We start from the raw sequence: 20492 nt of genomic DNA, 5'->3' as shown, positions 1-20492 counted from the left end.
CAGAAAGGACATCATGACCGATCGTTCAGAACGCACCCAGTCCCAGGCCCACCAGGACGGCATGACCGTGCGCCGCGAGGTACTTTCCGACGCGCACGTGGATCGCGCGGAGGCCGGCAAGACGGAGTTCACCGAGGAGTTCCAGGACTTCATCACGCGCTACGCGTGGGGTGAGATCTGGACCCGGCCGGGACTGGACCGCCGCATGCGCAGCGCGTGCGTGCTCACGGCACTGATCGCGGCCGGGCACTGGGAAGAGTTCGAGATGCACGTGCGCGCGGCCATCGGCAACGGACTGTCTCCGGACGAGATCAAGGAGATCCTCCTCCAATCGGCCATTTACTTGTCGGTGCCCTCCGCGAACAACGCGTTCAAGCACGCCCAAAAGGTGCTGTCGGATCTAGGGGCGCTGGGGGAGTAGCCCGCAGCGCAACGTTTCGGCGGCGCAACAGTGCGTTAAGTATGTTCGCTATGCGTACAAGTGTTCACATGGCGCGCACATTGGGGTATTCTGGACCCACGCAACGCGGCGTCGTCGGTCAACGGAGACGGTGTCGCCCCGGGAGACCGGGTGAGCCCAACCCGTGAGGATTCACATGAACCACGCTTACGTGTACGACGCAGTCCGCACCCCGTTCGGCAAGGTGGGTGGTGCGTTGTCCAGCCACCGCCCCGATGATCTGGCCGCCCTCGTGGTCAAGACCATGGTGGAGCGCGCTCCCCAGCTGGACGCCTCCGCCATCGACGAGGTTTATTTCGGCAATGCCAACGGCGCCGGCGAAGAAAACCGCAACGTGGCCCGCATGGCCACCCTGCTCGCGGGACTGCCCACCTCCGTTCCCGGATCCACGATCAACCGCCTGTGCGGTTCCTCCCTGGATGCCGCCATGATGGCGTCGCGTCAGATCGAAGTGGGCGAGGGTGACCTGCTGCTCGTGGGTGGCGTGGAATCCATGTCCCGTGCCCCCTGGGTGCTGCCCAAGACCGAGCGCGCTTTCCCCATGCAGGATCTCAAGCTCGCCAACACCACCCTGGGTTGGCGCTTGGTCAACCCCGAAATGCCGGATGCCTGGACCGTCTCGCTGGGCGAGGCCACCGAGCTGCTGCGCGAAAAGCACAACATTTCCCGTGAGGATCAGGATGAGTTCGCCGCTCGTTCGCATCAGCTCGCCGCCAAGGCCTGGGACGAGGGCAAGTACGACAACCTCACCGTGAGCGTGAAACCCAACACCAAGCGCGGTGTGGAACTCACCCGCGACGAGACGGTTCGTGCGGATTCCACCGCGGAGACCCTCTCCGGCCTGCGCACCGTGTTCCGCACGGGTGAGGACGCCTCTGTGACCGCCGGTAATGCATCGCCCATGAATGACGGCGCCTCCGCCGCGTGGTTGGGCAGTGCGAAGGGCGCGGACCTGCTGGGTATCGCACCCATTGCCCGCATCGCCGGCCGCGGTGCCGCGGCCAACGAGCCGCAGTACTTCGGTGAGGCACCCGTTGAGGCTGCCAACCTCGCACTCAAACGCGCGGGGATCACCTGGGACGACATCGCCGCCGTGGAACTCAACGAAGCTTTCGCCGCGCAGTCGCTCGCGTGCCTGCGCCAATGGGGCGTGGACCAGAGCATCGTGAACACGTGGGGCGGTGCCATCGCGATCGGCCACCCGCTCGGTGCCTCCGGTACACGCGTACTCGGCACCCTGGCGCGCCGTCTCGAAGAGTCCGGTGAACGCTGGGGCGTGGCCAGCCTGTGCATCGGCGTGGGCCAGGGCCTCGCCGTGGTGCTCGAGAACGAGAACGCCAAGGGCTGAGTAACCCAACCCCAGACCAAACGAAGAAAGGCATACAGCTCATGCTGAACATTGCAGACAGCGTGGCCGCGGCCGTGGAGCCCATCCACGACGGCGCCTGCGTGATGATCGGTGGCTTCGGTGTTGCCGGGCAGCCCGTTGAGCTCATTGACGCGCTCATCGAGAACGGCGCCAAGGACCTCACCGTGGTCAACAACAACGCCGGTAACGGAGACGTGGGACTGGCCAAGCTCATCCAGCTCGGTCGCGTGAAGAAGATCATTTGCTCCTTCCCGCGCCAGGCGGACTCGTGGCACTTCGACGAGAAGTACCACGCCGGCGAGATCGAACTCGAGGTCGTACCGCAGGGCAACCTGGCCGAGCGCATCCGCGCGGCCGGTGCGGGTATCGGCGCGTTCTACACTCCCACCGGCTACGGCACCCCGTTGGCGGAGGGTAAGGAAGTGCGTGAACTGGACGGCAAGCATCAGGTGCTCGAATACCCGATTCACGCGGACTTCTCCCTGACCAAGGCACACACCGCGGACACCGCGGGCAACCTGGTCTACCGCAAGACCGCCCGCAACTTCGGTCCCATCATGGCGGCCGCCGCCCAGCGCTCCATCGTGCAGGTGAGCGAGATCGTGGAGCGCGGTCAGATCGACCCCGAGGTCGTGGTGACCCCCGGTATCTACGTGGACACCGTGGTCAAGCTCGAAGCTCCCCAGCAGGCAGACCCGCGAGAGGACGGTGCGGCATGAGCGCCCCGCAGAACAGTGATCACGCCCTGAGCCCCGAAGAGCTCGCAGAGGTTGTGGCCCGCGACATTCCCGCGGGCGCCTACGTCAACCTGGGCATCGGCCAACCCACGCTGGTCTCCAACTACCTGTCCCCCGAGGACGACGTCACCCTGCACACCGAGAACGGCATGCTGGGCATGGGCGCGGAGGCCAAGGACGACGAGGTCGACCCCGACCTCATCAACGCGGGCAAGATTCCCGTGGTCGAGACCGAGGGCTGCTCCTACTTCCACCACGCGGACTCTTTCGCAATGATGCGCGGCGGTCACCTGGACTGCTGTGTCCTGGGGGCCTTCCAAGTGGACCAGAAGGGCAACCTGGCCAACTGGCACACCGGCAAACCCGGCGCCATCCCCGCCGTGGGCGGTGCCATGGACCTGGCCACCGGCGCCAAGCAGACGTTCGTTATGATGACGCTGCAGACCAAGAAGGGCCAGTCCAAGCTGGTGGCGGAGTGCGACATGCCGCTGACCGGTGTGGGTTGCGTGTCCCGCATCTACACGGACAAGGCCGTGTTCCTCATCGAGGAGGACGGCGTCCGTGTGAGAGAGACCTTCGGTATCGGTTTCGATGAACTCGCCGAGTTGATCGACATCGAACTCAAGCCCGCAGGCTGACGTGGGCGCGGGGGTGGAGTCGACCCGGTTCCACCCCCGCCTCTCGGCAAACCCAGTATTCGACCCGTGTGATGTGGAGCCCCCCGTGAGCGCTGAAGCAGACTCTGCCGACAAGAGCCAGTACGTTCAGTCGCTCGCGCGCGGACTGTCCGTGATTGCCGCTTTCGACGCCGCTCAGCCCGTCATGACGCTCTCCGACGTTGCACGTCACACGGGTTTGACGCGCGCCACCGCGCGCCGGTTCCTTCTCACTCTCGAATCACTGGGTTACGTCCGCTCCGATGGGCGGATGTTCGAACTCACGCCCAAGGTGCTGCAACTGGGCTACTCGTATCTCTCGGCGCTGTCGCTGCCGCAGATTGCGAGCCCGCATTTGAAGCGGCTCTCGGACACCTTGCAAGAATCCACCTCCATGTCCGTGCTCGACGGGCAGGACATCGTGTACGTCGCCCGCGTGGCCACCCACCGCATCATGACCGTGGCCATTGCCGTGGGAACCCGCTTCCCGGCCTACGCCACCTCCATGGGTCGAGTGCTGCTCGCGGGCCTCGGTGACAAAGAACTGGGGGAGTACCTCTCCGCCGCGCAGCTGTCACCGCTGACCCGGCGGACCACCACCGAACGCGTGGCCCTGGCGCAACAGCTGCACCGTGTGCGCGAGCTGGGCTACGCCGTCGTGGATCAAGAACTGGAAGTGGGGCTGCGCTCGGCCGCGGTTCCGGTCAGGGACCTCACCGGCCGCACGGTGGCCGCGATCAACGTCTCCATGCGCGTGGGGATGCCCGGCGTGGACACCGATCACCCCGAGACCCAGGTGATTCCGGAGCTGCTCGCGTGCGCGGGCGCCATTTCCCAGGACCTCGCGGCGTCGGGTCGCTGAACTCCTGTCCTCGGTGGGCCGGCTTCCGTACCCCGCGGTTCGCGACGGTGGGCGGTAACTGCTACACTGGCTAGGAATTGCTCGGTCACGAGCGCGCGCATTTTCGATTCAATGGCACATTGGACCCTGTCCATTGGTACGCACCTTGTACCAAGATGCCATTTTTTGTCGTGCCTGCTTCCGTGACTCACCAATCCGCAGTCAGCAGACCGTTCATCCGATGAACGCAAGGTCTGCCCAAACAGGAGGCACTGTGCCAACTATTCAGCAGCTGGTCCGTAAGGGCCGGACGTCCAAGGTCATCAAGACCAAAGCCCCCGCGCTCAAGGGCAACCCCATGAAGCGCGGCGTGTGCACCCGTGTGTTCACCACCACCCCCAAGAAGCCGAACTCGGCTCTGCGTAAGGTGGCCCGTGTCAAGCTCAACGGCGGCGTGGAAGTTACCGCGTACATCCCCGGTGAGGGACACAACCTGCAGGAACACTCCATCGTGCTGGTGCGCGGCGGTCGTGTGAAGGACCTGCCGGGTGTTCGCTACAAGATCGTGCGCGGCGCACTCGACACCCAGGGTGTCAAGGGTCGCCAGCAGGCCCGTTCCCGCTACGGCGCCAAGAAGGAGAAGAAGTAATGCCTCGTAAAGGTCCCGCTCCCAAGCGCCCCCTCGTCGTAGATCCCGTCTACGGCTCTCCCGTCGTCACCCAGTTGATCAACAAGGTTCTGCAGGACGGCAAGAAGTCCACCGCAGAGCGCATTGTCTACGGTGCCCTTGAAGGCGTTCGTAACAAGACCAACGCAGACCCGGTTGTCACCCTGAAGAAGGCCCTCGACAACGTCAAGCCGGCCCTTGAGGTCCGCTCCCGTCGTGTCGGTGGCGCCACCTACCAGGTCCCGGTCGAGGTCAAGGCAGGCCGCGCCACCGCGCTGTCCCTGCGTTGGCTCGTTGGCTACGCCAAGGTCCGCCGCGAAAACACCATGACTGAGCGTCTCCAGAACGAGATCCTCGACGCCTCCAACGGCCTGGGTGCCGCTGTCAAGCGCCGCGAGGATACCCACAAGATGGCTGAGTCCAACAAGGCCTTCGCCCACTATCGCTGGTAAAATCCGATAGTCGTGTCGGCCCCGTGAACAGCGGGGCCGACCATGGGCCCGGCACCAACCTTTACGAAGGGAACCATCGTGGCACTTGACGTGCTTACCGACCTGAACAAGGTCCGCAATATCGGCATCATGGCTCACATCGATGCCGGTAAGACCACGACCACCGAACGAATCCTGTTCTACACGGGCATCAACCACAAGCTCGGCGAGACGCACGACGGTGCATCCACGATGGACTGGATGGCGCAGGAGCAGGAACGCGGCATCACCATTACCTCCGCCGCGACCTCGTGCTACTGGCACGACAACCAGATCAACATCATCGACACCCCGGGTCACGTGGACTTCACGGTCGAGGTCGAGCGCTCCCTGCGTGTGCTCGACGGCGCCGTGGCCGTCTTCGATGGCAAGGAGGGTGTTGAGCCGCAGTCCGAGACCGTGTGGCGTCAAGCTGACAAGTACGAAGTTCCGCGTATCTGCTTTGTCAACAAGATGGACAAGCTCGGTGCGGACTTCTACTTCACCGTGGACACCATCAAGTCCCGTCTGGGCGCAACCCCGCTCGTTCTGCAGCTGCCCATCGGCGCCGAGAACGACTTCGTGGGCGTTGTCGACCTGCTCACCATGAAGGCATTCGTCTGGGAAGGCGACTCCAAGGGTGACGTGTCCCTGGGTGCCAAGTACGAGATCCGCGAGATCCCCGAGGATCTGCAGGAGCGTGCCGAGGAGTACCGCAACCAGCTGGTCGAGTCCGTGGCCGAAGCCGATGACGCACTCATGGAGAAGTACCTCAACGGTGAAGAGCTCACTCAGGACGAGATCAAGCACGGTATCCGCGAACTGACGATCAACTCCAAGGCCTACCCGGTGCTGTGTGGTTCCGCGTTCAAGAACCGCGGCGTGCAGCCCATGCTCGACGCAGTGGTGGATTACCTCCCCACTCCGTTGGACGTGCTCTCCGTGCAGGGTCACTCCGTGAAGGACGAGGAAGAGGTCATGACCCGTCCGGCAGACGCGGACGCACCGTTCGCCGCGCTGGCGTTCAAGGTCGCTTCCCACCCGTTCTACGGTCAGCTCACCTACATTCGCGTGTACTCCGGTAAGGCCAAGGCCGGCGAGCAGGTGCTCAACTCCACCAAGGGCAAGAAGGAGCGCATCGGCAAGCTGTTCCAGATGCACTCCAACAAGGAGAACCCGGTGGACGAGATCTCCGCCGGTCACATCTACGCGGCCATCGGTCTCAAGGACACCACCACCGGTGACACCCTGTGCGATGCGCAGAACCCCATCGTGCTGGAGTCCATGAGCTTCCCCGAGCCCGTGATCTTCGTGGCCATCGAGCCCAAGACCAAGGGCGACCAGGAAAAGCTCTCGACCGCGATTCAGAAGCTCTCCGCTGAGGACCCCACCTTCACGGTGTCCCTCAACGATGAGACCGGCCAGACCGAAATCGGCGGCATGGGCGAGCTCCACCTGGACATCCTGGTGGACCGCATGAAGCGCGAATTCAAGGTGGAAGCCAACGTGGGCAAGCCGCAGGTGGCTTACCGCGAGACCATCAAGAAGGCCGTGGACAAGGTCGACTACACCCACAAGAAGCAGACCGGTGGGTCCGGCCAGTTCGCCAAGGTGCAGGTTGCTTTCGAGCCGCTCCCGCTGGACTCCGAGGAACTCTACGAGTTCGCCAACAAGGTGACCGGTGGCCGCGTTCCTCGCGAGTACATTCCTTCCGTGGATTCCGGTATCCAGGACGCCATGCAGTTGGGTGTTCTCGCCGGCTACCCCATGGTCGGCGTGAAGGCCACCCTGCTCGACGGTGCCTACCACGACGTCGACTCGTCCGAAATGGCATTCAAGATCGCCGGTTCCATGGTGTTCAAGGAAGGCGTTCGTCGCGCCAACCCTGTGCTCCTGGAGCCGCTGATGTCCGTGGAGGTTCGCACCCCCGAGGAGTACATGGGCGACGTGATCGGCGACCTGAACTCCCGTCGCGGTCAGATCCAGTCCATGGAGGACGTCACCGGCGTCAAGCTGGTGAAGGCCCTCGTGCCGCTGTCCGAAATGTTCGGCTACATCGGTGACCTCCGGTCCAAGACCCAGGGTCGCGCCGTGTACTCGATGCAGTTCGACAGCTACTCGGAGGTTCCGAAGGCTGTTGCCGACGAGATCATCCAGAAGAATCGCGGCGAGTAAGCCCACCGGGGACCAGTCCCCGAATTTCGATAAACCACTAAAGCCAAAGTAGACTTGCACAGGTTTCGACTGCAGCAGTGCCCTGCGCTGTGATAGTAGGCTCCGAGTCTTCGGAGCAGTCGAGTAAGTCTCACCTCAATGTTCTAGGAGGAACACATCATGGCGAAGGCCAAGTTCGAGCGCACCAAGCCGCACCTCAACATCGGCACCATCGGCCACGTTGACCACGGCAAGACCACGCTCACCGCTGCTATCTCCAAGGTGCTTGCTGACAAGTACCCGGACATCAACGAGCAGCGCGACTTCGGTGCCATCGACTCCGCTCCGGAGGAGAAGCAGCGCGGCATCACCATCAACATCTCTCACATCGAGTACCAGACCGAGAAGCGTCACTACGCACACGTTGACGCCCCCGGTCACGCGGACTACGTGAAGAACATGATCACCGGTGCTGCTCAGATGGACGGCGCAATCCTCGTGGTTGCCGCTACTGACGGCCCCATGGCTCAGACCCGCGAGCACGTTCTGCTCGCCCGCCAGGTGGGCGTTCCCTACCTGTTGGTCGCGCTGAACAAGTCCGACATGGTCGACGACGAGGAACTGTTGGACCTCGTCGAGATGGAAGTTCGCGAACTGCTGTCCGACCAGGGCTTCGACGGCGACAACGCACCCGTGGTGCGCGTGTCCGCTCTGAAGGCTCTCGAGGGCGACGCCCAGTGGGTCAAGTCCGTCGAGGAGCTCATGGAGGCCGTGGACGAGAACGTCCCCGAGCCGGTGCGCGACACCGACAAGCCGTTCCTGATGCCCGTTGAGGACGTCTTCACGATCACCGGTCGTGGCACCGTGGTGACCGGCCGTGCCGAGCGTGGCACCCTGCCGATCAACTCGGAAATCGAGATCGTCGGCATCCGCCCGATCCAGAAGACCACCGTGACCGGTATCGAGATGTTCCACAAGCAGATGGACGAAGCCCTCGCGGGCGAGAACTGTGGTCTGCTGCTGCGTGGCCTCAAGCGCGACGATGTCGAGCGTGGCCAGGTCGTGTGCAAGCCGGGTTCCATCACCCCGCACACCGACTTCGAGGCCAACGTCTACATCCTGTCCAAGGACGAGGGTGGCCGTCACAACCCGTTCTACTCGAACTACCGTCCGCAGTTCTACTTCCGCACCACCGACGTCACCGGCGTCATCACGCTGCCCGAGGGCACCGAGATGGTCATGCCCGGCGACAACACCGAAATGAGCGTTGAGCTGATCCAGCCCATCGCCATGGAGGACGGCCTCGGCTTCGCTATCCGTGAGGGTGGCCGCACCGTTGGTTCCGGTAAGGTGACCAAGATCAACAAGTAATCATTCGGTTACTCGGCTGATCGCCGGCTAGTCCGGCATGCCACGTAAGACCCCGCCAGTTTCGTACCGGCGGGGTCTTACGCGTTCCCGCACCGACGCTACGACGACGCCGCGCCGAGCCAACCACACGGCGTCGGCAGGCCTTTCGGGCCGCTCGGCAACGCAAGAGCGCCCCGCGTTTGCAAAGGTGTGCAAATTTCTGGCAGAATGGTCGCTGTTGTTCACGTGTCGGCGTGTGCCCGTAAAAAGGTCCCGACCGCGTCGGGCGAACCGGTACACCGAAGCAGCCGCAACGAGCCATGGTTTCCATGGGACCACGTGAACAACCATCCAACCGGCACCATAGAAATTATTTGTGCGAACTCGTGTTTGCGTTTTATGCGACACGCCCGAGTTCGGGTGTCGGTGCTTCAGCAGGGTGAGGAACCCGGTTACACCGGATTCAGTCTGTGTGAAGTGGCGTTAAAAACGCCGAACACAAGGAGCTGACGCTCCACACAGGGAAGTACTTGAAGAAAGAGAGTCACGACGCCATGGCGGGACAAAAAATCCGCATCCGGCTGAAGTCCTATGACCACGAGGTCATTGACGTCTCGGCCCGGAAAATCGTTGAGACGGTTACGCGCGCAGGCGCCACGGTGGTGGGACCCGTCCCGCTGCCCACGGAGAAGAACGTCTACTGCGTGATCCGCTCGCCGCACAAGTACAAGGACAGCCGTGAGCACTTCGAAATGCGCACACACAAGCGGCTGATCGACATCATCGACCCCACGCCCAAGGCTGTCGACTCGCTCATGCGTCTCGACCTGCCGGCTGACGTGAACATCGAAATCAAGCTGTAAAAAGGATCGCACCCCAATGACTACCACTTTCGAACGCCAGGTTAAGGGCCTGCTGGGCACCAAGCTCGGCATGACCCAGGTCTGGGACGAGAACGGGAAGTTCGTGCCGGTGACCGTGGTCAAGGCCGACTCCAACGTCGTGACGCAGCTGCGCAACGAGGACAACGACGGTTACAACGCCGTTCAGATCGGCTTCGGTGCGATCGATCCCCGCAAGGTTTCTAAGCCGCTGGCTGGCCACTTCGCCGCCGCCGGAGTAACCCCGCGCCGCCACGTCGTCGAACTTCGTACTTCCGATTCCGCTGACTACGAGCTCGGCCAGGAACTGTCCGTCGAAATCTTCGACGCCGGGACCAAGGTCGATGTCGTCGGCACCACCAAGGGCAAGGGCACCGCCGGTGTTATGAAGCGTCACGGCTTCTCCGGCGTCGGCGCCTCCCACGGTGCACACAAGAACCACCGCAAGCCGGGATCCATCGGCGGCGCGTCTTACCCCGCACGTGTTTTCAAGGGCATGAAGATGGCCGGCCGGATGGGCAACGTCCGTCACACCACCATGAACCTGACCGTTCACGCTGTCGACGCCGACAACTCCCTGCTGCTCATCAAGGGCGCCCTGCCGGGCCCCAAGGGATCGGTCGTCCTCGTCCGAACCGCAGTGAAGGGAGCCTGATAAGCCATGGCAACTGAAACCGTAAACGTCGAGCTGCCCGCTGAGATCTTCGACGCGCAGACCAACGTGGCACTGCTTCACCAGGTCGTCGTCGCTCAGTTGGCCGCAGCACGCCAGGGCACGCACAAGACCAAGACCCGCGCCGAAGTTTCTGGCGCAGGTCGCAAGCCGTTCAAGCAGAAGGGCACGGGTCGCGCCCGTCAGGGCTCCATCCGCGCACCTCACATGACCGGCGGTGGCGTTGTCCACGGTCCGACTCCGCGTGACTACTCGCAGCGCACGCCCAAGAAGATGAAGGCAGCCGCCCTGCGCGGTGCCCTCTCGGACCGGGCTCGCAACAACCGCATCCACGTGGTTGCCGATCTGGTGACCGGCGCTGAGCCGTCCACCAAGGCCGCCAAGGTTGCACTGCGTTCGATCACCGAGCGCAAGAACGTGCTGGTTGTTCTGGACCGCCGTGATGATGTCACTGCATTGTCCGTGCGCAACCTGGTCAACACGCACGCCGTGTACGCAGACCAGCTCAACACGTACGACGTGCTCGTCTCGGACGACGTGATCTTCACCAAGGCCGCTTACGAGTCGTTCGTTGCTGCTGCGTCCGCTACGGGTAAGAACCAGGAGGACGCCAAGTGAGCGCGATCTACAACAAGGACCCGCGCGATGTGATCATTCGCCCGGTCGTCTCCGAGAAGTCCTACGGACTGATCGACGAGGGTAAGTACACCTTCCAGGTGGCCCCCTCGGCCAACAAGACCGAAATCAAGTACGCCGTGGAGACGATCTTCGGCGTCAAGGTCGAGTCCGTCAACACCCTCAATCGTCCCGGTAAGCGCAAGCGCACTCGCTTCGGCTGGGGACAGCGTAAGGCCACCAAGCGTGCCATCGTGTCCCTTCGGGAAGGTTCCATCGACATCTTCGGCGGTCCGCTCGCCTGAGCGGAGACCACTTTAACGAGGAATATCAATTATGGCTATCCGTAAGCACAAGCCGACAACCCCGGGCCGTCGTGGCTCGTCGGTTGCCGACTTCGTAGAAATCACGCGTAATACGCCCGAAAAGTCGCTGGTGCGTCCGCTGCCCAAGAAGGGCGGTCGCAACAACACCGGTCGTATCACCACCCGTCACAAGGGCGGTGGGCACAAGCGCCAGTACCGTGTCATCGACTTCCGTCGTCACGACAAGGACGGCGTCGACGCCAAGGTCGCTCACATCGAGTACGACCCCAACCGCACGGCGCGCATTGCGCTGCTGCATTACGTCGACGGCACCAAGCGCTACATCGTGGCCCCCAACAAGCTCAAGCAGGGCGATGTTGTCGAGTCCGGTCCGTCCGCCGATATCAAGCCCGGTAACAACCTGCCGCTGCGCAACATCCCCGTGGGCACCGTGCTCCACGCCGTGGAGCTGCGTCCGGGCGGCGGTGCCAAGCTGGCCCGTTCGGCCGGTGCGTCCGTGCAGCTCGTCGCCAAGGAAGGCAAGTACGGCCAGCTCCGTCTGCCCTCCGGTGAAATCCGCAACGTCGACGTTCGCTGCCGCGCAACCGTGGGCGAGGTCGGCAACGCCGAGCAGTCCAACATCAACTGGGGCAAGGCCGGACGTAACCGCTGGAAGGGCATCCGCCCGACCGTCCGCGGTGTCGTCATGAACCCCGTTGACCACCCGCACGGTGGTGGTGAGGGCAAGACCTCCGGTGGACGCCACCCGGTCAACCCGAACGGCAAGCCCGAGGGACGCACCCGTCGCCCCAACAAGGAAAGCGACAAGCTCATCGTCCGTCGTCGTCGTACCGGCAAGAACAAGCGCTAAGGAGCCTGACTAATGCCACGCAGCCTCAAGAAGGGCCCTTTCGTTGATCAGCACCTCTACCTGAAGGTCGCCAAGGAGAACGAGAAGGGTACCAAGAACGTCATCAAGACGTGGTCCCGCCGCTCGATGATCGTGCCCGACATGCTCGGACACACGATTGCCGTGCACGACGGACGCAAGCACATCCCGGTGTTCATCACGGAGTCGATGGTCGGGCACAAGCTCGGCGAATTCGCTCCCACCCGCACGTTCCGCGGCCATGTGAAGGACGACAAGAAGGGCAAGCGTCGCTGACCTACGGGTTAGCACGTAGCACTTCTTCGACAAGACGAGAGAAGGAAAGCAATGGAAGCCAAGGCATCTGCGCGCTATATCCGCGTGACGCCTATGAAGGCCCGGCGCGTCGTCAACCTGATTCGTGGCCAGCAGGCGAATGAGGCATTGGCGATTCTGAAGTTTGCCCCCCAGGCAGCTTCCGAGCCGGTGTTCAAGGTTCTCGAATCCGCCGTGGCCAACGCCCGGCAGACGGCCGAGCGTGATGGCCTCGCGTTCAAGCAGGAAGACCTCGTTGTCTCCGCTGCTTACGTGGATGAGGGACCCACCATGAAGCGGTTCCAGCCGCGCGCCCAGGGCCGTGCGTACCGCATCAACAAGCGCACGAGCCACGTGACCGTGGTCGTGGCGACCCCGGAGAAGGAGGAGGTCCGCTAAGTGGGACAGAAAATTAACCCCAACGGATTCCGTCTGGGTATCACCACCGACCACATCTCGCACTGGTACGCCGACTCCAACCAGCCGGGTCAGCGCTACAAGGACTACATCCGCGAGGATGTGAAGATCCGCGAGCTGATGTCCAAGGGCATGGAGCGGGCAGGTATCTCCAAGGTCGAGATCGAACGTACCCGTGACCGTGTGCGTGTGGACATCCACACCGCTCGCCCGGGTATCGTGATCGGCCGCCGCGGCGCCGAAGCTGACCGCATTCGCGGTGAGCTCGAGAAGCTGACCGGCAAGCAGATCCAGCTGAACATCCTGGAAGTCAAGAACCCCGAGATCGACGCGCAGTTGGTCGCTCAGGGTGTCGCCGAGCAGCTCGCTTCTCGCGTGGCTTTCCGCCGCGCCATGAAGAAGGCCATTCAGTCCGCACAGCGTGCGGGCGCCAAGGGTATTCGTATCCAGTGCGCCGGCCGCCTCGGTGGTGCTGAAATGTCCCGCTCGGAGTTCTACCGCGAAGGCCGTGTGCCCCTGCACACCCTGCGCGCGAACATCGACTACGGCTTCTTCGAGGCCAAGACCACCTTCGGCCGCATCGGCGTGAAGGTCTGGATCTACAAGGGCGACCTGACCTCCAAGGAACTGGCAGCACAGCAGGCCGCTGCTCCGTCTTCGCGCGGACGCAACGACCGTCGCGGTGGCGCCGGTGGTGCCGGTGGCGGCGAGCGTCGTCGTCGTGGTGGCAATGACCGTAACGACCGTGGCGGACGCCGTGAGCGTAACGACTCCGCCGCAGCCCCGCAGCAGAACAACGCTGCGGAGGCGTCCAACGCAGAGGGTGGTAAGTAATGCTTATCCCACGTCGTGTGAAGTTCCGCAAGCAGCACCACCCCAAGCGACGGGGTCAGGCCAAGGGCGGAACCCAGGTATCGTTCGGCGAGTGGGGCATCCAGGCATTGAGCCCGGCCTATGTCACCAACCGTCAGATCGAAGCCGCGCGTATCGCAATGACCCGTCACATCAAGCGTGGCGGTAAGGTCTGGATCAACATTTATCCGGACCGTCCCCTGACCAAGAAGCCTGCCGAAACCCGCATGGGTTCCGGTAAGGGTTCGCCCGAATGGTGGGTCGCCAACGTCAAGCCCGGACGCATCATGTTCGAGATCTCCGGTGTGACCGAGGAAGTCGCCCGCGAGGCGCTTCGTTTGGCAATCCACAAGCTCCCGATGAAGGCACGTATCGTGCGTCGCGAAGGTGGTGAATGATCAATGGCTATTGGATCTAAGGATCTGAACATGGAAAACCTCGCGGCACTCGACAACGGTGCTCTGACCGAGCAGTTGCGCAAGTCCAAGGAAGAGCTGTTCAATCTGCGCTTCCAGTCCGCAACCGGTCAGCTCGAGAGCAACGGTCGCCTGAAGTCCGTCAAGCGTGACATCGCCCGCATCTACACCGTGCTCCGTGAGCGCGAGCTGGGCATCCGCGAAGAGGTCGAGGCGACTGCTGTAGAGACCGACAAGAAGGCAGCCAAGGCAAGCAAGAAGGCCGCCAAGTCTGAGGATGATGCCAAGTGAGCGAGCAGGTTAACAACGAGGCCACGGCCGAGCGCGGTGACCGTAAGACCCGTCGCGGCTACGTAGTCTCCGACAAGATGGACAAGACCGTGGTCGTGCAGGTCGAGGATCGTGTGAAGCACGCCCTCTACGGCAAGGTCATGCGCAAGTCCAAGCGCGTCAAGGCTCACGACGAGGAGAACGCCGCCGGTATCGGTGACCTTGTCCGGATCGCCGAGACCCGTCCGCTGTCCGCCAGCAAGAACTGGCGCATCGTGGAGATCATCGAGAAGGCCAAGTAAGGTCCTTTCGAGCAATACAGCAGGCCGGCTTCGAGCCGACCAACGGGCCCCCATCCTCGGATGGGGGCCCGTTGCTGTGCCGCAGTGGTCAGTTGGACCCGAGGGTGCCTGAGCTGTAGAGTGGGTCAGTACGCGTGTGGCACACGTGTGCCCACATCACTGACTTCGACACTGCTGAGTCAGAATCCTCAATGCCCCTGGAACCGCCTGGCGGTCCACATTCTCGGAAGAGAAAGCGGGGCACGAACCAGCGTATTCGCGCGTTCCGACACGCGAAACAGCGCGCGGCATCGTCAAGCGATGATCACCGCGCCTCCGCTGCCCGTTCACGGATTCTGGTTGCGCAGACCGATCCTCAGTGGGGCAGCGAAGCAGATGACCCGTTCGTCTGAGTCACTTCGAACCACTCACGCCACAAACCCAGCGCGTACGTGCTTTGTGAAAACGCCTCGGACCCCTCCTACGGTCACGGGGAGCACCGTGCAGCGAAGCGTTCAAATATCTACCGTTCCGCAAGGCTCGACATCGTCCAGATATGGATGAGAACCGGCGCGACGACAGGAGAAATCAGTGATTCAGCAGGAGTCGCGGCTTAGGGTCGCCGATAACACGGGTGCGAAGGAAATCCTCACCATCCGTGTACTCGGTGGATCCGGACGCCGTTACGCAGGCATTGGCGACGTTATTGTCGCCACCGTAAAGGACGCAATCCCCGGTGGCAACGTCAAGAAGGGCGACGTTGTCAAGGCCGTTGTGGTCCGTACCAAGAAGCAGAGGCGCCGTTCCGACGGCTCCTACATTCGTTTCGACGAGAACGCCGCAGTGATCTTGAAGACCGACGGGGATCCCCGTGGCACGCGCATCTTCGGCCCCGTGGGTCGCGAGCTGCGCGACAAGAAGTTCATGAAGATCATCTCGCTGGCTCCGGAGGTGCTCTGACATGGCGAAATTCAAGATTAAGACCGGAGACCTGGTTCAGGTCATTTCCGGCAGCAAGCAGAACAAGGGCAAGCAGGGCAAGGTCCTGCGCGTGAACACCGAAACCTCCCGCGTGGTGGTCGAGGGTGTCAACGTGATGACCAAGCACAAGCGTGCCAGCGCCCAGGGCGAAGCCGGTGGCATCGTCAAGACCGAGGCTCCCATTCACATCTCCAACGTGATGCTCGTGGACCCGGAGACCGGCAAGCCGACCCGCGTGGGCTACCGCACCGAGACCGTGGAGCGTGACGGCAAGCAGAAGACCGTCCGCGTTCGCGTGTCCAAGAGCACCGGCAAGGATCTGTGATGAGCGAAACGACCGAAACCAAGATGACACCGCGGTTCAAGACCAAGTACCACGAGACCGTTGCGCCGGCACTGCAGGAAGAGTTCGGTTTCACGAACGTCATGCAGCTGCCCCGCATCACCAAGGTCGTCGTGAACATGGGTCTGGGCGAGGCAGCCAAGGACTCCAAGCTGGTGGATTCCGCCATCAAGGACCTGACGGCCATCACCGGCCAGAAGCCCGTGGTCAACCGCGCCAAGAAGTCCATTGCACAGTTCAAGCTGCGCGAAGGTATGCCCATTGGCGCTCACGTCACCATGCGTGGCGATCGCATGTGGGAATTCCTGGACCGTCTGGTGACCCTGGCCCTGCCGCGTATCCGTGACTTCCGTGGTTTGTCCGATCGTCACTTCGACGGTAACGGCAACTACACCTTCGGTTTGACGGAACAGTCCATGTTCCACGAAATCGACCAGGACCGGATCGACCGCGTGCGCGGTATGGATATCACCGTGGTGACCTCCGCCAAGACTGACGACGAAGGTCGCGCGCTGCTCAAGGCGCTCGGCTTCCCGTTCAAGACCAACTAATTCCCGCGACGTCAGAGGTCCCGACTGGCTGTAACCGGCCGGGAAACCGTGACGAGGAAGGGCATGTGCCCAAACATGACAATGACAGATCCTGTCGCAGACATGCTGACGCGTCTGCGTAATGCGAACTCCGCATACCACGACACCGTGAGCATGCCGTACTCCAAGCTGAAGGCTCGGGTTGCGGACATCCTTAAGGCCGAGGGTTACATTGCGGACTGGAACGAGGAGCCGGCCAAGGTCGGAAAAACCCTCGTTCTGTCCCTGAAGTTCGGCCCCAACCGTGAGCGCTCCATTGCGGGCGTTCGCCGCATCTCCAAGCCGGGTTTGCGCGTGTACGCGAAGTCCACCAACTTGCCGAAGGTTCTCGGCGGTATGGGCATCGCGATCCTCTCCACCTCTTCGGGTCTGCTGACTGACAAGCAGGCCGGCAAGAAGGGCGTGGGCGGGGAAGTCCTCGCGTACGTCTGGTAATCGGTAGCACAGAACAAGAAAGGAAGAGAACATGTCACGTATTGGACGTCTCCCGATCTCTGTGCCCGCCGGTGTGGAGGTCGCTGTGGACGGTTCCGTGGTGAAGGTCAATGGCCCCAAGGGCGCATTGACTCAAACCGTGGCCGCTCCCATCACCGTGGTTGTGGAAGACGGCACCGTTCAGGTGTCCCGCCCCAACGACGAGCGTGAATCCCGCGCTCTGCACGGTTTGACTCGTACCCTGATCGCCAACATGGTCCAGGGTGTCTCCGAGGGTTACAGCAAGCAGCTGGAAATCGTCGGAACCGGTTACCGTGTGCAGGCCAAGGGCGCCAACCTGGAGTTCGCTCTGGGCTACAGCCACCCTGTCCCGTTCGAGGCTCCGGACGGCATCACGCTGTCCGTCGAAGGCTCGAACAAGGTCACCGTCGCCGGCATCGACAAGCAGCAGGTTGGCCAGGTTGCCGCGAAGATCCGCAAGCTGCGTCTGCCCGACCCCTACAAGGGCAAGGGCGTGCGTTACGCCGGCGAGCAGATCCGCCGCAAGGCCGGAAAGGCTGGTAAGTAATCATGGCTCTCGTAATCAAGGGCAAGTCGAAGTCCGCTCAGCGTGCACGCCGTCACCGCCGCGTACGCAAGTACGTTGCCGGCAGCGCTGTGCGTCCCCGTCTCGTAGTGACCCGTTCCGCGCGTCACATGGTCGCTCAGGTGATCGACGACGACAAGGGTGTCACCCTGGCGTCCGCTTCCACCATGGAAGCTGACCTGCGGTCCGCCTCGGACGACAAGACCGCCAAGGCCAAGCGCGTGGGCGAGCTCGTTGCCGAACGCGCCAAGGCTGCCGGAATCGAAACTGTGGTTTTCGACCGTGGCGGTAACAAGTACCACGGCCGTGTGGCCGCGGTGGCCGATGGTGCCCGTGAAGGAGGTCTGGCGCTGTGAGCGAGCAGAACAATGAGAAGGAAACCAAGGTGAGCGAAGCCACCAACGCTTCCAACGAAGCTACCGAGGCTCAGCAGGGAGCTGACGACAACCGCGGTGGCCGCGGCGGTCGCGGCAACCGCAACGAGCGTGGTGGCCGTGGCGAACGCGGCGGTCGTAACGAACGCGGCGGCCGTGGTGGCCGTGGCGGTCGTGACGAGGAGAAGGACAAGTTCCTCGAGCGCGTCGTGACCATCAACCGTGTGTCCAAGGTGGTCAAGGGTGGCCGCCGCTTCAGCTTCACCGCCCTCGTGGTGGTTGGCGATGGCAACGGCATGGTCGGCGTGGGTTACGGCAAGGCCAAGGAAGTTCCCGCCGCTATTTCCAAGGGCGTGGAGGAAGCCAAGAAGAACTTCTTCCGGGTTCCTCGCGTGGAAGATCGCACCATTCCGCACCGCGTGCAGGGCGAAGCCGCTGCCGGTGTCGTGATGTTGCGTCCGGCCACCCCGGGTACCGGTGTTATCGCCGGCGGTCCGGTGCGTGCCGTACTCGAGTGCGCGGGTATCCACGACGTGCTGTCCAAGTCCTTGGGTTCGTCCAACCAGATCAACATCGTGCAGGCAACCATCGAGGCCCTGCGGATGCTCGAAGAGCCCGCTTCCGTGGCTGCCCGTCGTGGCTTGCCCATGGACGAGGTTGTTCCGGCTCCGCTGCTGCGCGATATCCAGAAGGCAGGTGCCTGATGAACGGAAAGCGCATTCAGGCCGACGGTGCCAACCTGCGTATCAAGCAGATCCGCTCCATGGTCGGTCAGAAGCAGAACATGCGTGACACCCTGCGTTCCCTGGGCTTGAAGAAGCCGGGCAACGTGGTGGTACGCAAGGCCGATGCAGCGACCGCGGGCATGATCAATACCGTGTCGCATCTCGTAGAGGTTGAGGAGGCCGAGTGAGCATGGCTGAAAACATTGGGAGCAAGAAGCAGCACGCCCTGAAGGTTCACCACCTGCGTCCGGCCCCCGGATCTCACCAGTCCAAGACCCGTGTGGGTCGTGGTGAGGCTTCGAAGGGTAAGACTGCCGGTCGTGGTACCAAGGGCACCAAGGCGCGTTACCAGGTGAAAGCCGGCTTTGCCGGCGGTCAGCTGCCGTTGCAGATGCGTCTGCCCAAGCTGCGTGGGTTCACCAACCCGTTCCGGGTGGAGTACCAGGTCGTGAACCTGGACCGTCTGGGCGAGCTGTTCCCCGAAGGAGGCACGATCGGTATCTCCGATCTGGTCGCCAAGGGTGCAGTCCGCAAGAACCAGCCGGTCAAGGTTCTGGGCACCGGAGAGATCTCCGTTGCACTGAACATCACCGCGGACAAGTTCTCCGCCTCCGCGGCTGAGAAGATCGCCGCTGCCGGCGGTTCCACGCAGACCGCGTGAGACCGAACGCAGTAATCGGTTGTAGGGTGTAACCCTGAACTGAAGCGGGCCCCGTGCCGTATTGTCGGCGCGGGGCCCGCTACTTTTTACCGGGGTGTCGGCGCTCACCTCCCATCGTGAGCGCGCGGCATCCTTCGCTAGACTTGCCCGGGGTCGGGACCGGCCGGGCCAACACTGAAGTTTTTGGAGGAGGACCTGTGCTCAGTGCTTTCGCACGGGCGTTCACAACGCCGGAACTGCGCAATAAGCTGCTGTTCACCCTCGGGATCATCGTGATCTACAGGTTGGGCACTTTCATCCCCGCGCCTGGCGTGGACTACGGCAACGTGCAGCAGTGTCTGGCCTTGGGTAACACCAGCGGCGGCGTGTACGACCTGGTCAACCTGTTCAGCGGCGGTGCGCTCCTGCAACTGTCCATCTTCGCGTTGGGCGTGATGCCTTACATCACGGCCAGTATCATCGTGCAGTTGCTGCGCGTGGTCATTCCTCGTTTCCAGGAACTCCACGAAGAGGGCGCCCAAGGGCAGACCAAGCTCACGCAGTACACCCGCTATCTGACCATTGGTCTGGCCGCACTCAACGCCACCACGGTGGTGTCGCTGGCTCGCTCCGGTGCTCTGCTGGGTGACTGCCCCCTGCCGATCATTCCCGACGACTCGCTGATGATCCTGGTCATCATGATCCTCACGATGACCGCCGGCACCACCTTGATCATGTGGCTCGGTGAGCGCATCACCGACAGGGGCGTCGGTAACGGCATGTCCTTGTTGATCTTCACGTCTATCGCCGCAACCTTCCCCTCCGCGCTCGGTGACATTCTCCGCACCCGCGGTTGGGGCTTGTTCCTGGCGGTGTGTGCCGTGGGGCTGGTGGTCATCACGTGCGTGGTGTTCGTGGAGCAGTCACAACGCCGCATTCCCGTGCAGTACGCCAAGCGCATGGTGGGTCGCCGCACGATCGGTGGCACCAGCACGTACATTCCGCTCAAGGTCAACATGGCCGGGGTGATCCCCATCATTTTCGCGTCGTCCATGCTGATGCTGCCGTCCATGATCGCGCAGTTCGGAATGCCCAGCGACGGCTCACCGGTGCCGGGTTGGGTCACCTGGATTAACACGTACCTGACATCGGGTGATCACCCGGTGTACATGGTCACGTACTTCCTGATGATCGTGGCGTTCACGTACTTCTACGTGTCCA

General features: G+C 62.7%; 30 protein-coding genes. All 30 read left to right on the top strand.

Annotated elements, in window-relative coordinates:
- The first annotated feature begins 13 nt into the window (after window positions 1-13).
- Window positions 14-421 (top strand): 4-carboxymuconolactone decarboxylase, encoded by a 408-nt coding sequence (gene pcaC, locus Q4E95_RS00150; RefSeq protein WP_303381398.1) that lies wholly within the window; start codon window positions 14-16, stop codon window positions 419-421.
- Between the two features lie 175 nt (window positions 422-596).
- The gene (locus Q4E95_RS00145; protein ID WP_303381397.1) at window positions 597-1808 is read left to right on the top strand and encodes a thiolase family protein; all 1212 of its coding nucleotides are present in this window, start codon (window positions 597-599) and stop codon (window positions 1806-1808) included.
- A gap of 41 nt (window positions 1809-1849) precedes the next feature.
- Entirely contained in the window at window positions 1850-2548 is a 699-nt protein-coding gene (locus Q4E95_RS00140) for a 3-oxoacid CoA-transferase subunit A (protein ID WP_303381396.1), read from the top strand.
- Window positions 2545-3204 carry a 3-oxoacid CoA-transferase subunit B gene (locus Q4E95_RS00135; RefSeq protein ID WP_303381395.1) on the top strand — a complete coding sequence of 220 codons (660 nt, stop codon included), beginning with the start codon at window positions 2545-2547 and terminating at the stop codon, window positions 3202-3204. Before Q4E95_RS00140 ends, Q4E95_RS00135 begins: the two co-directional genes overlap by 4 nt.
- An 85-nt stretch (window positions 3205-3289) precedes the next feature.
- Window positions 3290-4084 (top strand): IclR family transcriptional regulator C-terminal domain-containing protein, encoded by a 795-nt coding sequence (locus Q4E95_RS00130; RefSeq protein ID WP_303381394.1) that lies wholly within the window; start codon window positions 3290-3292, stop codon window positions 4082-4084.
- A 253-nt stretch (window positions 4085-4337) separates the two neighbouring features.
- Window positions 4338-4712: a 30S ribosomal protein S12 gene (gene rpsL, locus Q4E95_RS00125; RefSeq protein ID WP_303381393.1), complete on the top strand. Its 375-nt coding sequence runs from the start codon at window positions 4338-4340 to the stop codon at window positions 4710-4712.
- Window positions 4712-5182: a 30S ribosomal protein S7 gene (gene rpsG, locus Q4E95_RS00120; protein ID WP_303381392.1), complete on the top strand. Its 471-nt coding sequence runs from the start codon at window positions 4712-4714 to the stop codon at window positions 5180-5182. Before rpsL ends, rpsG begins: the two co-directional genes overlap by 1 nt.
- Window positions 5183-5260: 78 nt before the next feature.
- Complete coding sequence (gene fusA / locus Q4E95_RS00115; protein ID WP_303381391.1) at window positions 5261-7375, top strand: elongation factor G; 2115 nt, start codon at window positions 5261-5263, stop codon at window positions 7373-7375.
- Between the two features lie 159 nt (window positions 7376-7534).
- Complete coding sequence (gene tuf / locus Q4E95_RS00110) at window positions 7535-8725, top strand: elongation factor Tu (RefSeq protein WP_303381390.1); 1191 nt, start codon at window positions 7535-7537, stop codon at window positions 8723-8725.
- A 533-nt stretch (window positions 8726-9258) separates the two neighbouring features.
- Window positions 9259-9567, top strand: a complete 309-nt coding sequence (rpsJ, locus tag Q4E95_RS00105) for a 30S ribosomal protein S10 (protein WP_003803825.1) — start codon at window positions 9259-9261, stop codon at window positions 9565-9567.
- Between the two features lie 16 nt (window positions 9568-9583).
- A complete protein-coding gene (gene rplC / locus Q4E95_RS00100; RefSeq protein WP_303381389.1) occupies window positions 9584-10240 on the top strand; it encodes a 50S ribosomal protein L3 in 657 nt (218 codons plus the stop codon).
- Between the two features lie 6 nt (window positions 10241-10246).
- Window positions 10247-10876 carry a 50S ribosomal protein L4 gene (gene rplD, locus Q4E95_RS00095; RefSeq protein ID WP_303381388.1) on the top strand — a complete coding sequence of 210 codons (630 nt, stop codon included), beginning with the start codon at window positions 10247-10249 and terminating at the stop codon, window positions 10874-10876.
- Window positions 10873-11178: a 50S ribosomal protein L23 gene (gene rplW, locus Q4E95_RS00090; protein WP_190781360.1), complete on the top strand. Its 306-nt coding sequence runs from the start codon at window positions 10873-10875 to the stop codon at window positions 11176-11178. The genes rplD and rplW overlap by 4 nt, the downstream gene beginning before the upstream one ends.
- Before the next feature lie 31 nt (window positions 11179-11209).
- On the top strand, window positions 11210-12049 hold the full coding sequence (gene rplB / locus Q4E95_RS00085) for a 50S ribosomal protein L2 (RefSeq protein ID WP_303381387.1): 840 nt from the start codon (window positions 11210-11212) through the stop codon (window positions 12047-12049).
- A gap of 12 nt (window positions 12050-12061) precedes the next feature.
- The gene (gene rpsS / locus Q4E95_RS00080) at window positions 12062-12343 is read left to right on the top strand and encodes a 30S ribosomal protein S19 (protein WP_016997047.1); all 282 of its coding nucleotides are present in this window, start codon (window positions 12062-12064) and stop codon (window positions 12341-12343) included.
- A 51-nt stretch (window positions 12344-12394) separates the two neighbouring features.
- The gene (gene rplV, locus Q4E95_RS00075) at window positions 12395-12760 is read left to right on the top strand and encodes a 50S ribosomal protein L22 (RefSeq protein WP_303381386.1); all 366 of its coding nucleotides are present in this window, start codon (window positions 12395-12397) and stop codon (window positions 12758-12760) included.
- Window positions 12761-13612, top strand: a complete 852-nt coding sequence (gene rpsC / locus Q4E95_RS00070; protein ID WP_303381385.1) for a 30S ribosomal protein S3 — start codon at window positions 12761-12763, stop codon at window positions 13610-13612.
- The gene (rplP, locus tag Q4E95_RS00065; RefSeq protein ID WP_190781364.1) at window positions 13612-14028 is read left to right on the top strand and encodes a 50S ribosomal protein L16; all 417 of its coding nucleotides are present in this window, start codon (window positions 13612-13614) and stop codon (window positions 14026-14028) included. Before rpsC ends, rplP begins: the two co-directional genes overlap by 1 nt.
- Window positions 14029-14031: 3 nt before the next feature.
- Window positions 14032-14337, top strand: a complete 306-nt coding sequence (rpmC, locus tag Q4E95_RS00060; protein WP_303381384.1) for a 50S ribosomal protein L29 — start codon at window positions 14032-14034, stop codon at window positions 14335-14337.
- On the top strand, window positions 14334-14618 hold the full coding sequence (gene rpsQ / locus Q4E95_RS00055; protein ID WP_303381383.1) for a 30S ribosomal protein S17: 285 nt from the start codon (window positions 14334-14336) through the stop codon (window positions 14616-14618). Before rpmC ends, rpsQ begins: the two co-directional genes overlap by 4 nt.
- 570 nt (window positions 14619-15188) lie before the next feature.
- Window positions 15189-15557: a 50S ribosomal protein L14 gene (gene rplN / locus Q4E95_RS00050; RefSeq protein WP_095796586.1), complete on the top strand. Its 369-nt coding sequence runs from the start codon at window positions 15189-15191 to the stop codon at window positions 15555-15557.
- Between the two features lies 1 nt (window position 15558).
- Window positions 15559-15903, top strand: a complete 345-nt coding sequence (gene rplX / locus Q4E95_RS00045) for a 50S ribosomal protein L24 (RefSeq protein ID WP_303381382.1) — start codon at window positions 15559-15561, stop codon at window positions 15901-15903.
- Complete coding sequence (rplE, locus tag Q4E95_RS00040; RefSeq protein ID WP_303381381.1) at window positions 15903-16472, top strand: 50S ribosomal protein L5; 570 nt, start codon at window positions 15903-15905, stop codon at window positions 16470-16472. The genes rplX and rplE overlap by 1 nt, the downstream gene beginning before the upstream one ends.
- A gap of 75 nt (window positions 16473-16547) precedes the next feature.
- Window positions 16548-16946, top strand: a complete 399-nt coding sequence (rpsH, locus tag Q4E95_RS00035) for a 30S ribosomal protein S8 (protein WP_190781368.1) — start codon at window positions 16548-16550, stop codon at window positions 16944-16946.
- Window positions 16947-16977: 31 nt separating this feature from the next.
- Window positions 16978-17514 carry a 50S ribosomal protein L6 gene (rplF, locus tag Q4E95_RS00030; RefSeq protein WP_303381380.1) on the top strand — a complete coding sequence of 179 codons (537 nt, stop codon included), beginning with the start codon at window positions 16978-16980 and terminating at the stop codon, window positions 17512-17514.
- 2 nt (window positions 17515-17516) lie between these two features.
- Window positions 17517-17888, top strand: coding sequence for a 50S ribosomal protein L18 (rplR, locus tag Q4E95_RS00025; RefSeq protein ID WP_303381379.1), 372 nt, complete (start codon window positions 17517-17519; stop codon window positions 17886-17888).
- Complete coding sequence (gene rpsE, locus Q4E95_RS00020; protein WP_303381378.1) at window positions 17885-18610, top strand: 30S ribosomal protein S5; 726 nt, start codon at window positions 17885-17887, stop codon at window positions 18608-18610. Before rplR ends, rpsE begins: the two co-directional genes overlap by 4 nt.
- Entirely contained in the window at window positions 18610-18819 is a 210-nt protein-coding gene (gene rpmD, locus Q4E95_RS00015) for a 50S ribosomal protein L30 (RefSeq protein WP_190781372.1), read from the top strand. The genes rpsE and rpmD overlap by 1 nt, the downstream gene beginning before the upstream one ends.
- A gap of 2 nt (window positions 18820-18821) precedes the next feature.
- On the top strand, window positions 18822-19292 hold the full coding sequence (rplO, locus tag Q4E95_RS00010) for a 50S ribosomal protein L15 (protein ID WP_190781373.1): 471 nt from the start codon (window positions 18822-18824) through the stop codon (window positions 19290-19292).
- A 197-nt stretch (window positions 19293-19489) separates the two neighbouring features.
- The coding region (gene secY, locus Q4E95_RS00005) for a preprotein translocase subunit SecY (RefSeq protein WP_303381377.1) at window positions 19490-20492 on the top strand (1003 nt) is incomplete at its 3' end.

It is taken from the genome of Kocuria sp., assembly GCF_030536815.1.
GTDB classification, from domain to species: domain Bacteria; phylum Actinomycetota; class Actinomycetes; order Actinomycetales; family Micrococcaceae; genus Kocuria; species Kocuria gwangalliensis.
The sequence above is the reverse complement of the archived record's forward strand: the minus strand, read 5'-3'. Positions and strand labels throughout refer to the sequence as shown.

What these genes read in the sequence shown, in the direction of transcription:
- Q4E95_RS00135 (WP_303381395.1), top strand. Translation starts at nt 2,545, where the DNA reads ATGAGCGCCCCGCAGAACAGTGATCACGCCCTGAGCCCCGAAGAGCTC.
- rpmC (WP_303381384.1), top strand. Translation starts at nt 14,032, where the DNA reads ATGGCTATTGGATCTAAGGATCTGAACATGGAAAACCTCGCGGCACTC.
- rplE (WP_303381381.1), top strand. Translation starts at nt 15,903, where the DNA reads ATGAGCGAAACGACCGAAACCAAGATGACACCGCGGTTCAAGACCAAG.
- rplV (WP_303381386.1), top strand. Translation starts at nt 12,395, where the DNA reads ATGGAAGCCAAGGCATCTGCGCGCTATATCCGCGTGACGCCTATGAAG.
- rplB (WP_303381387.1), top strand. Translation starts at nt 11,210, where the DNA reads ATGGCTATCCGTAAGCACAAGCCGACAACCCCGGGCCGTCGTGGCTCG.
- tuf (WP_303381390.1), top strand. Translation starts at nt 7,535, where the DNA reads ATGGCGAAGGCCAAGTTCGAGCGCACCAAGCCGCACCTCAACATCGGC.
- rplF (WP_303381380.1), top strand. Translation starts at nt 16,978, where the DNA reads ATGTCACGTATTGGACGTCTCCCGATCTCTGTGCCCGCCGGTGTGGAG.
- pcaC (WP_303381398.1), top strand. Translation starts at nt 14, where the DNA reads ATGACCGATCGTTCAGAACGCACCCAGTCCCAGGCCCACCAGGACGGC.
- rplC (WP_303381389.1), top strand. Translation starts at nt 9,584, where the DNA reads ATGACTACCACTTTCGAACGCCAGGTTAAGGGCCTGCTGGGCACCAAG.
- rpsS (WP_016997047.1), top strand. Translation starts at nt 12,062, where the DNA reads ATGCCACGCAGCCTCAAGAAGGGCCCTTTCGTTGATCAGCACCTCTAC.
- rplR (WP_303381379.1), top strand. Translation starts at nt 17,517, where the DNA reads ATGGCTCTCGTAATCAAGGGCAAGTCGAAGTCCGCTCAGCGTGCACGC.
- Q4E95_RS00145 (WP_303381397.1), top strand. Translation starts at nt 597, where the DNA reads ATGAACCACGCTTACGTGTACGACGCAGTCCGCACCCCGTTCGGCAAG.
- rpsJ (WP_003803825.1), top strand. Translation starts at nt 9,259, where the DNA reads ATGGCGGGACAAAAAATCCGCATCCGGCTGAAGTCCTATGACCACGAG.
- rpsH (WP_190781368.1), top strand. Translation starts at nt 16,548, where the DNA reads ATGACAATGACAGATCCTGTCGCAGACATGCTGACGCGTCTGCGTAAT.
- rplX (WP_303381382.1), top strand. Translation starts at nt 15,559, where the DNA reads ATGGCGAAATTCAAGATTAAGACCGGAGACCTGGTTCAGGTCATTTCC.
- rplD (WP_303381388.1), top strand. Translation starts at nt 10,247, where the DNA reads ATGGCAACTGAAACCGTAAACGTCGAGCTGCCCGCTGAGATCTTCGAC.
- rplO (WP_190781373.1), top strand. Translation starts at nt 18,822, where the DNA reads ATGGCTGAAAACATTGGGAGCAAGAAGCAGCACGCCCTGAAGGTTCAC.
- rpmD (WP_190781372.1), top strand. Translation starts at nt 18,610, where the DNA reads ATGAACGGAAAGCGCATTCAGGCCGACGGTGCCAACCTGCGTATCAAG.
- rpsG (WP_303381392.1), top strand. Translation starts at nt 4,712, where the DNA reads ATGCCTCGTAAAGGTCCCGCTCCCAAGCGCCCCCTCGTCGTAGATCCC.
- Q4E95_RS00140 (WP_303381396.1), top strand. Translation starts at nt 1,850, where the DNA reads ATGCTGAACATTGCAGACAGCGTGGCCGCGGCCGTGGAGCCCATCCAC.
- rplP (WP_190781364.1), top strand. Translation starts at nt 13,612, where the DNA reads ATGCTTATCCCACGTCGTGTGAAGTTCCGCAAGCAGCACCACCCCAAG.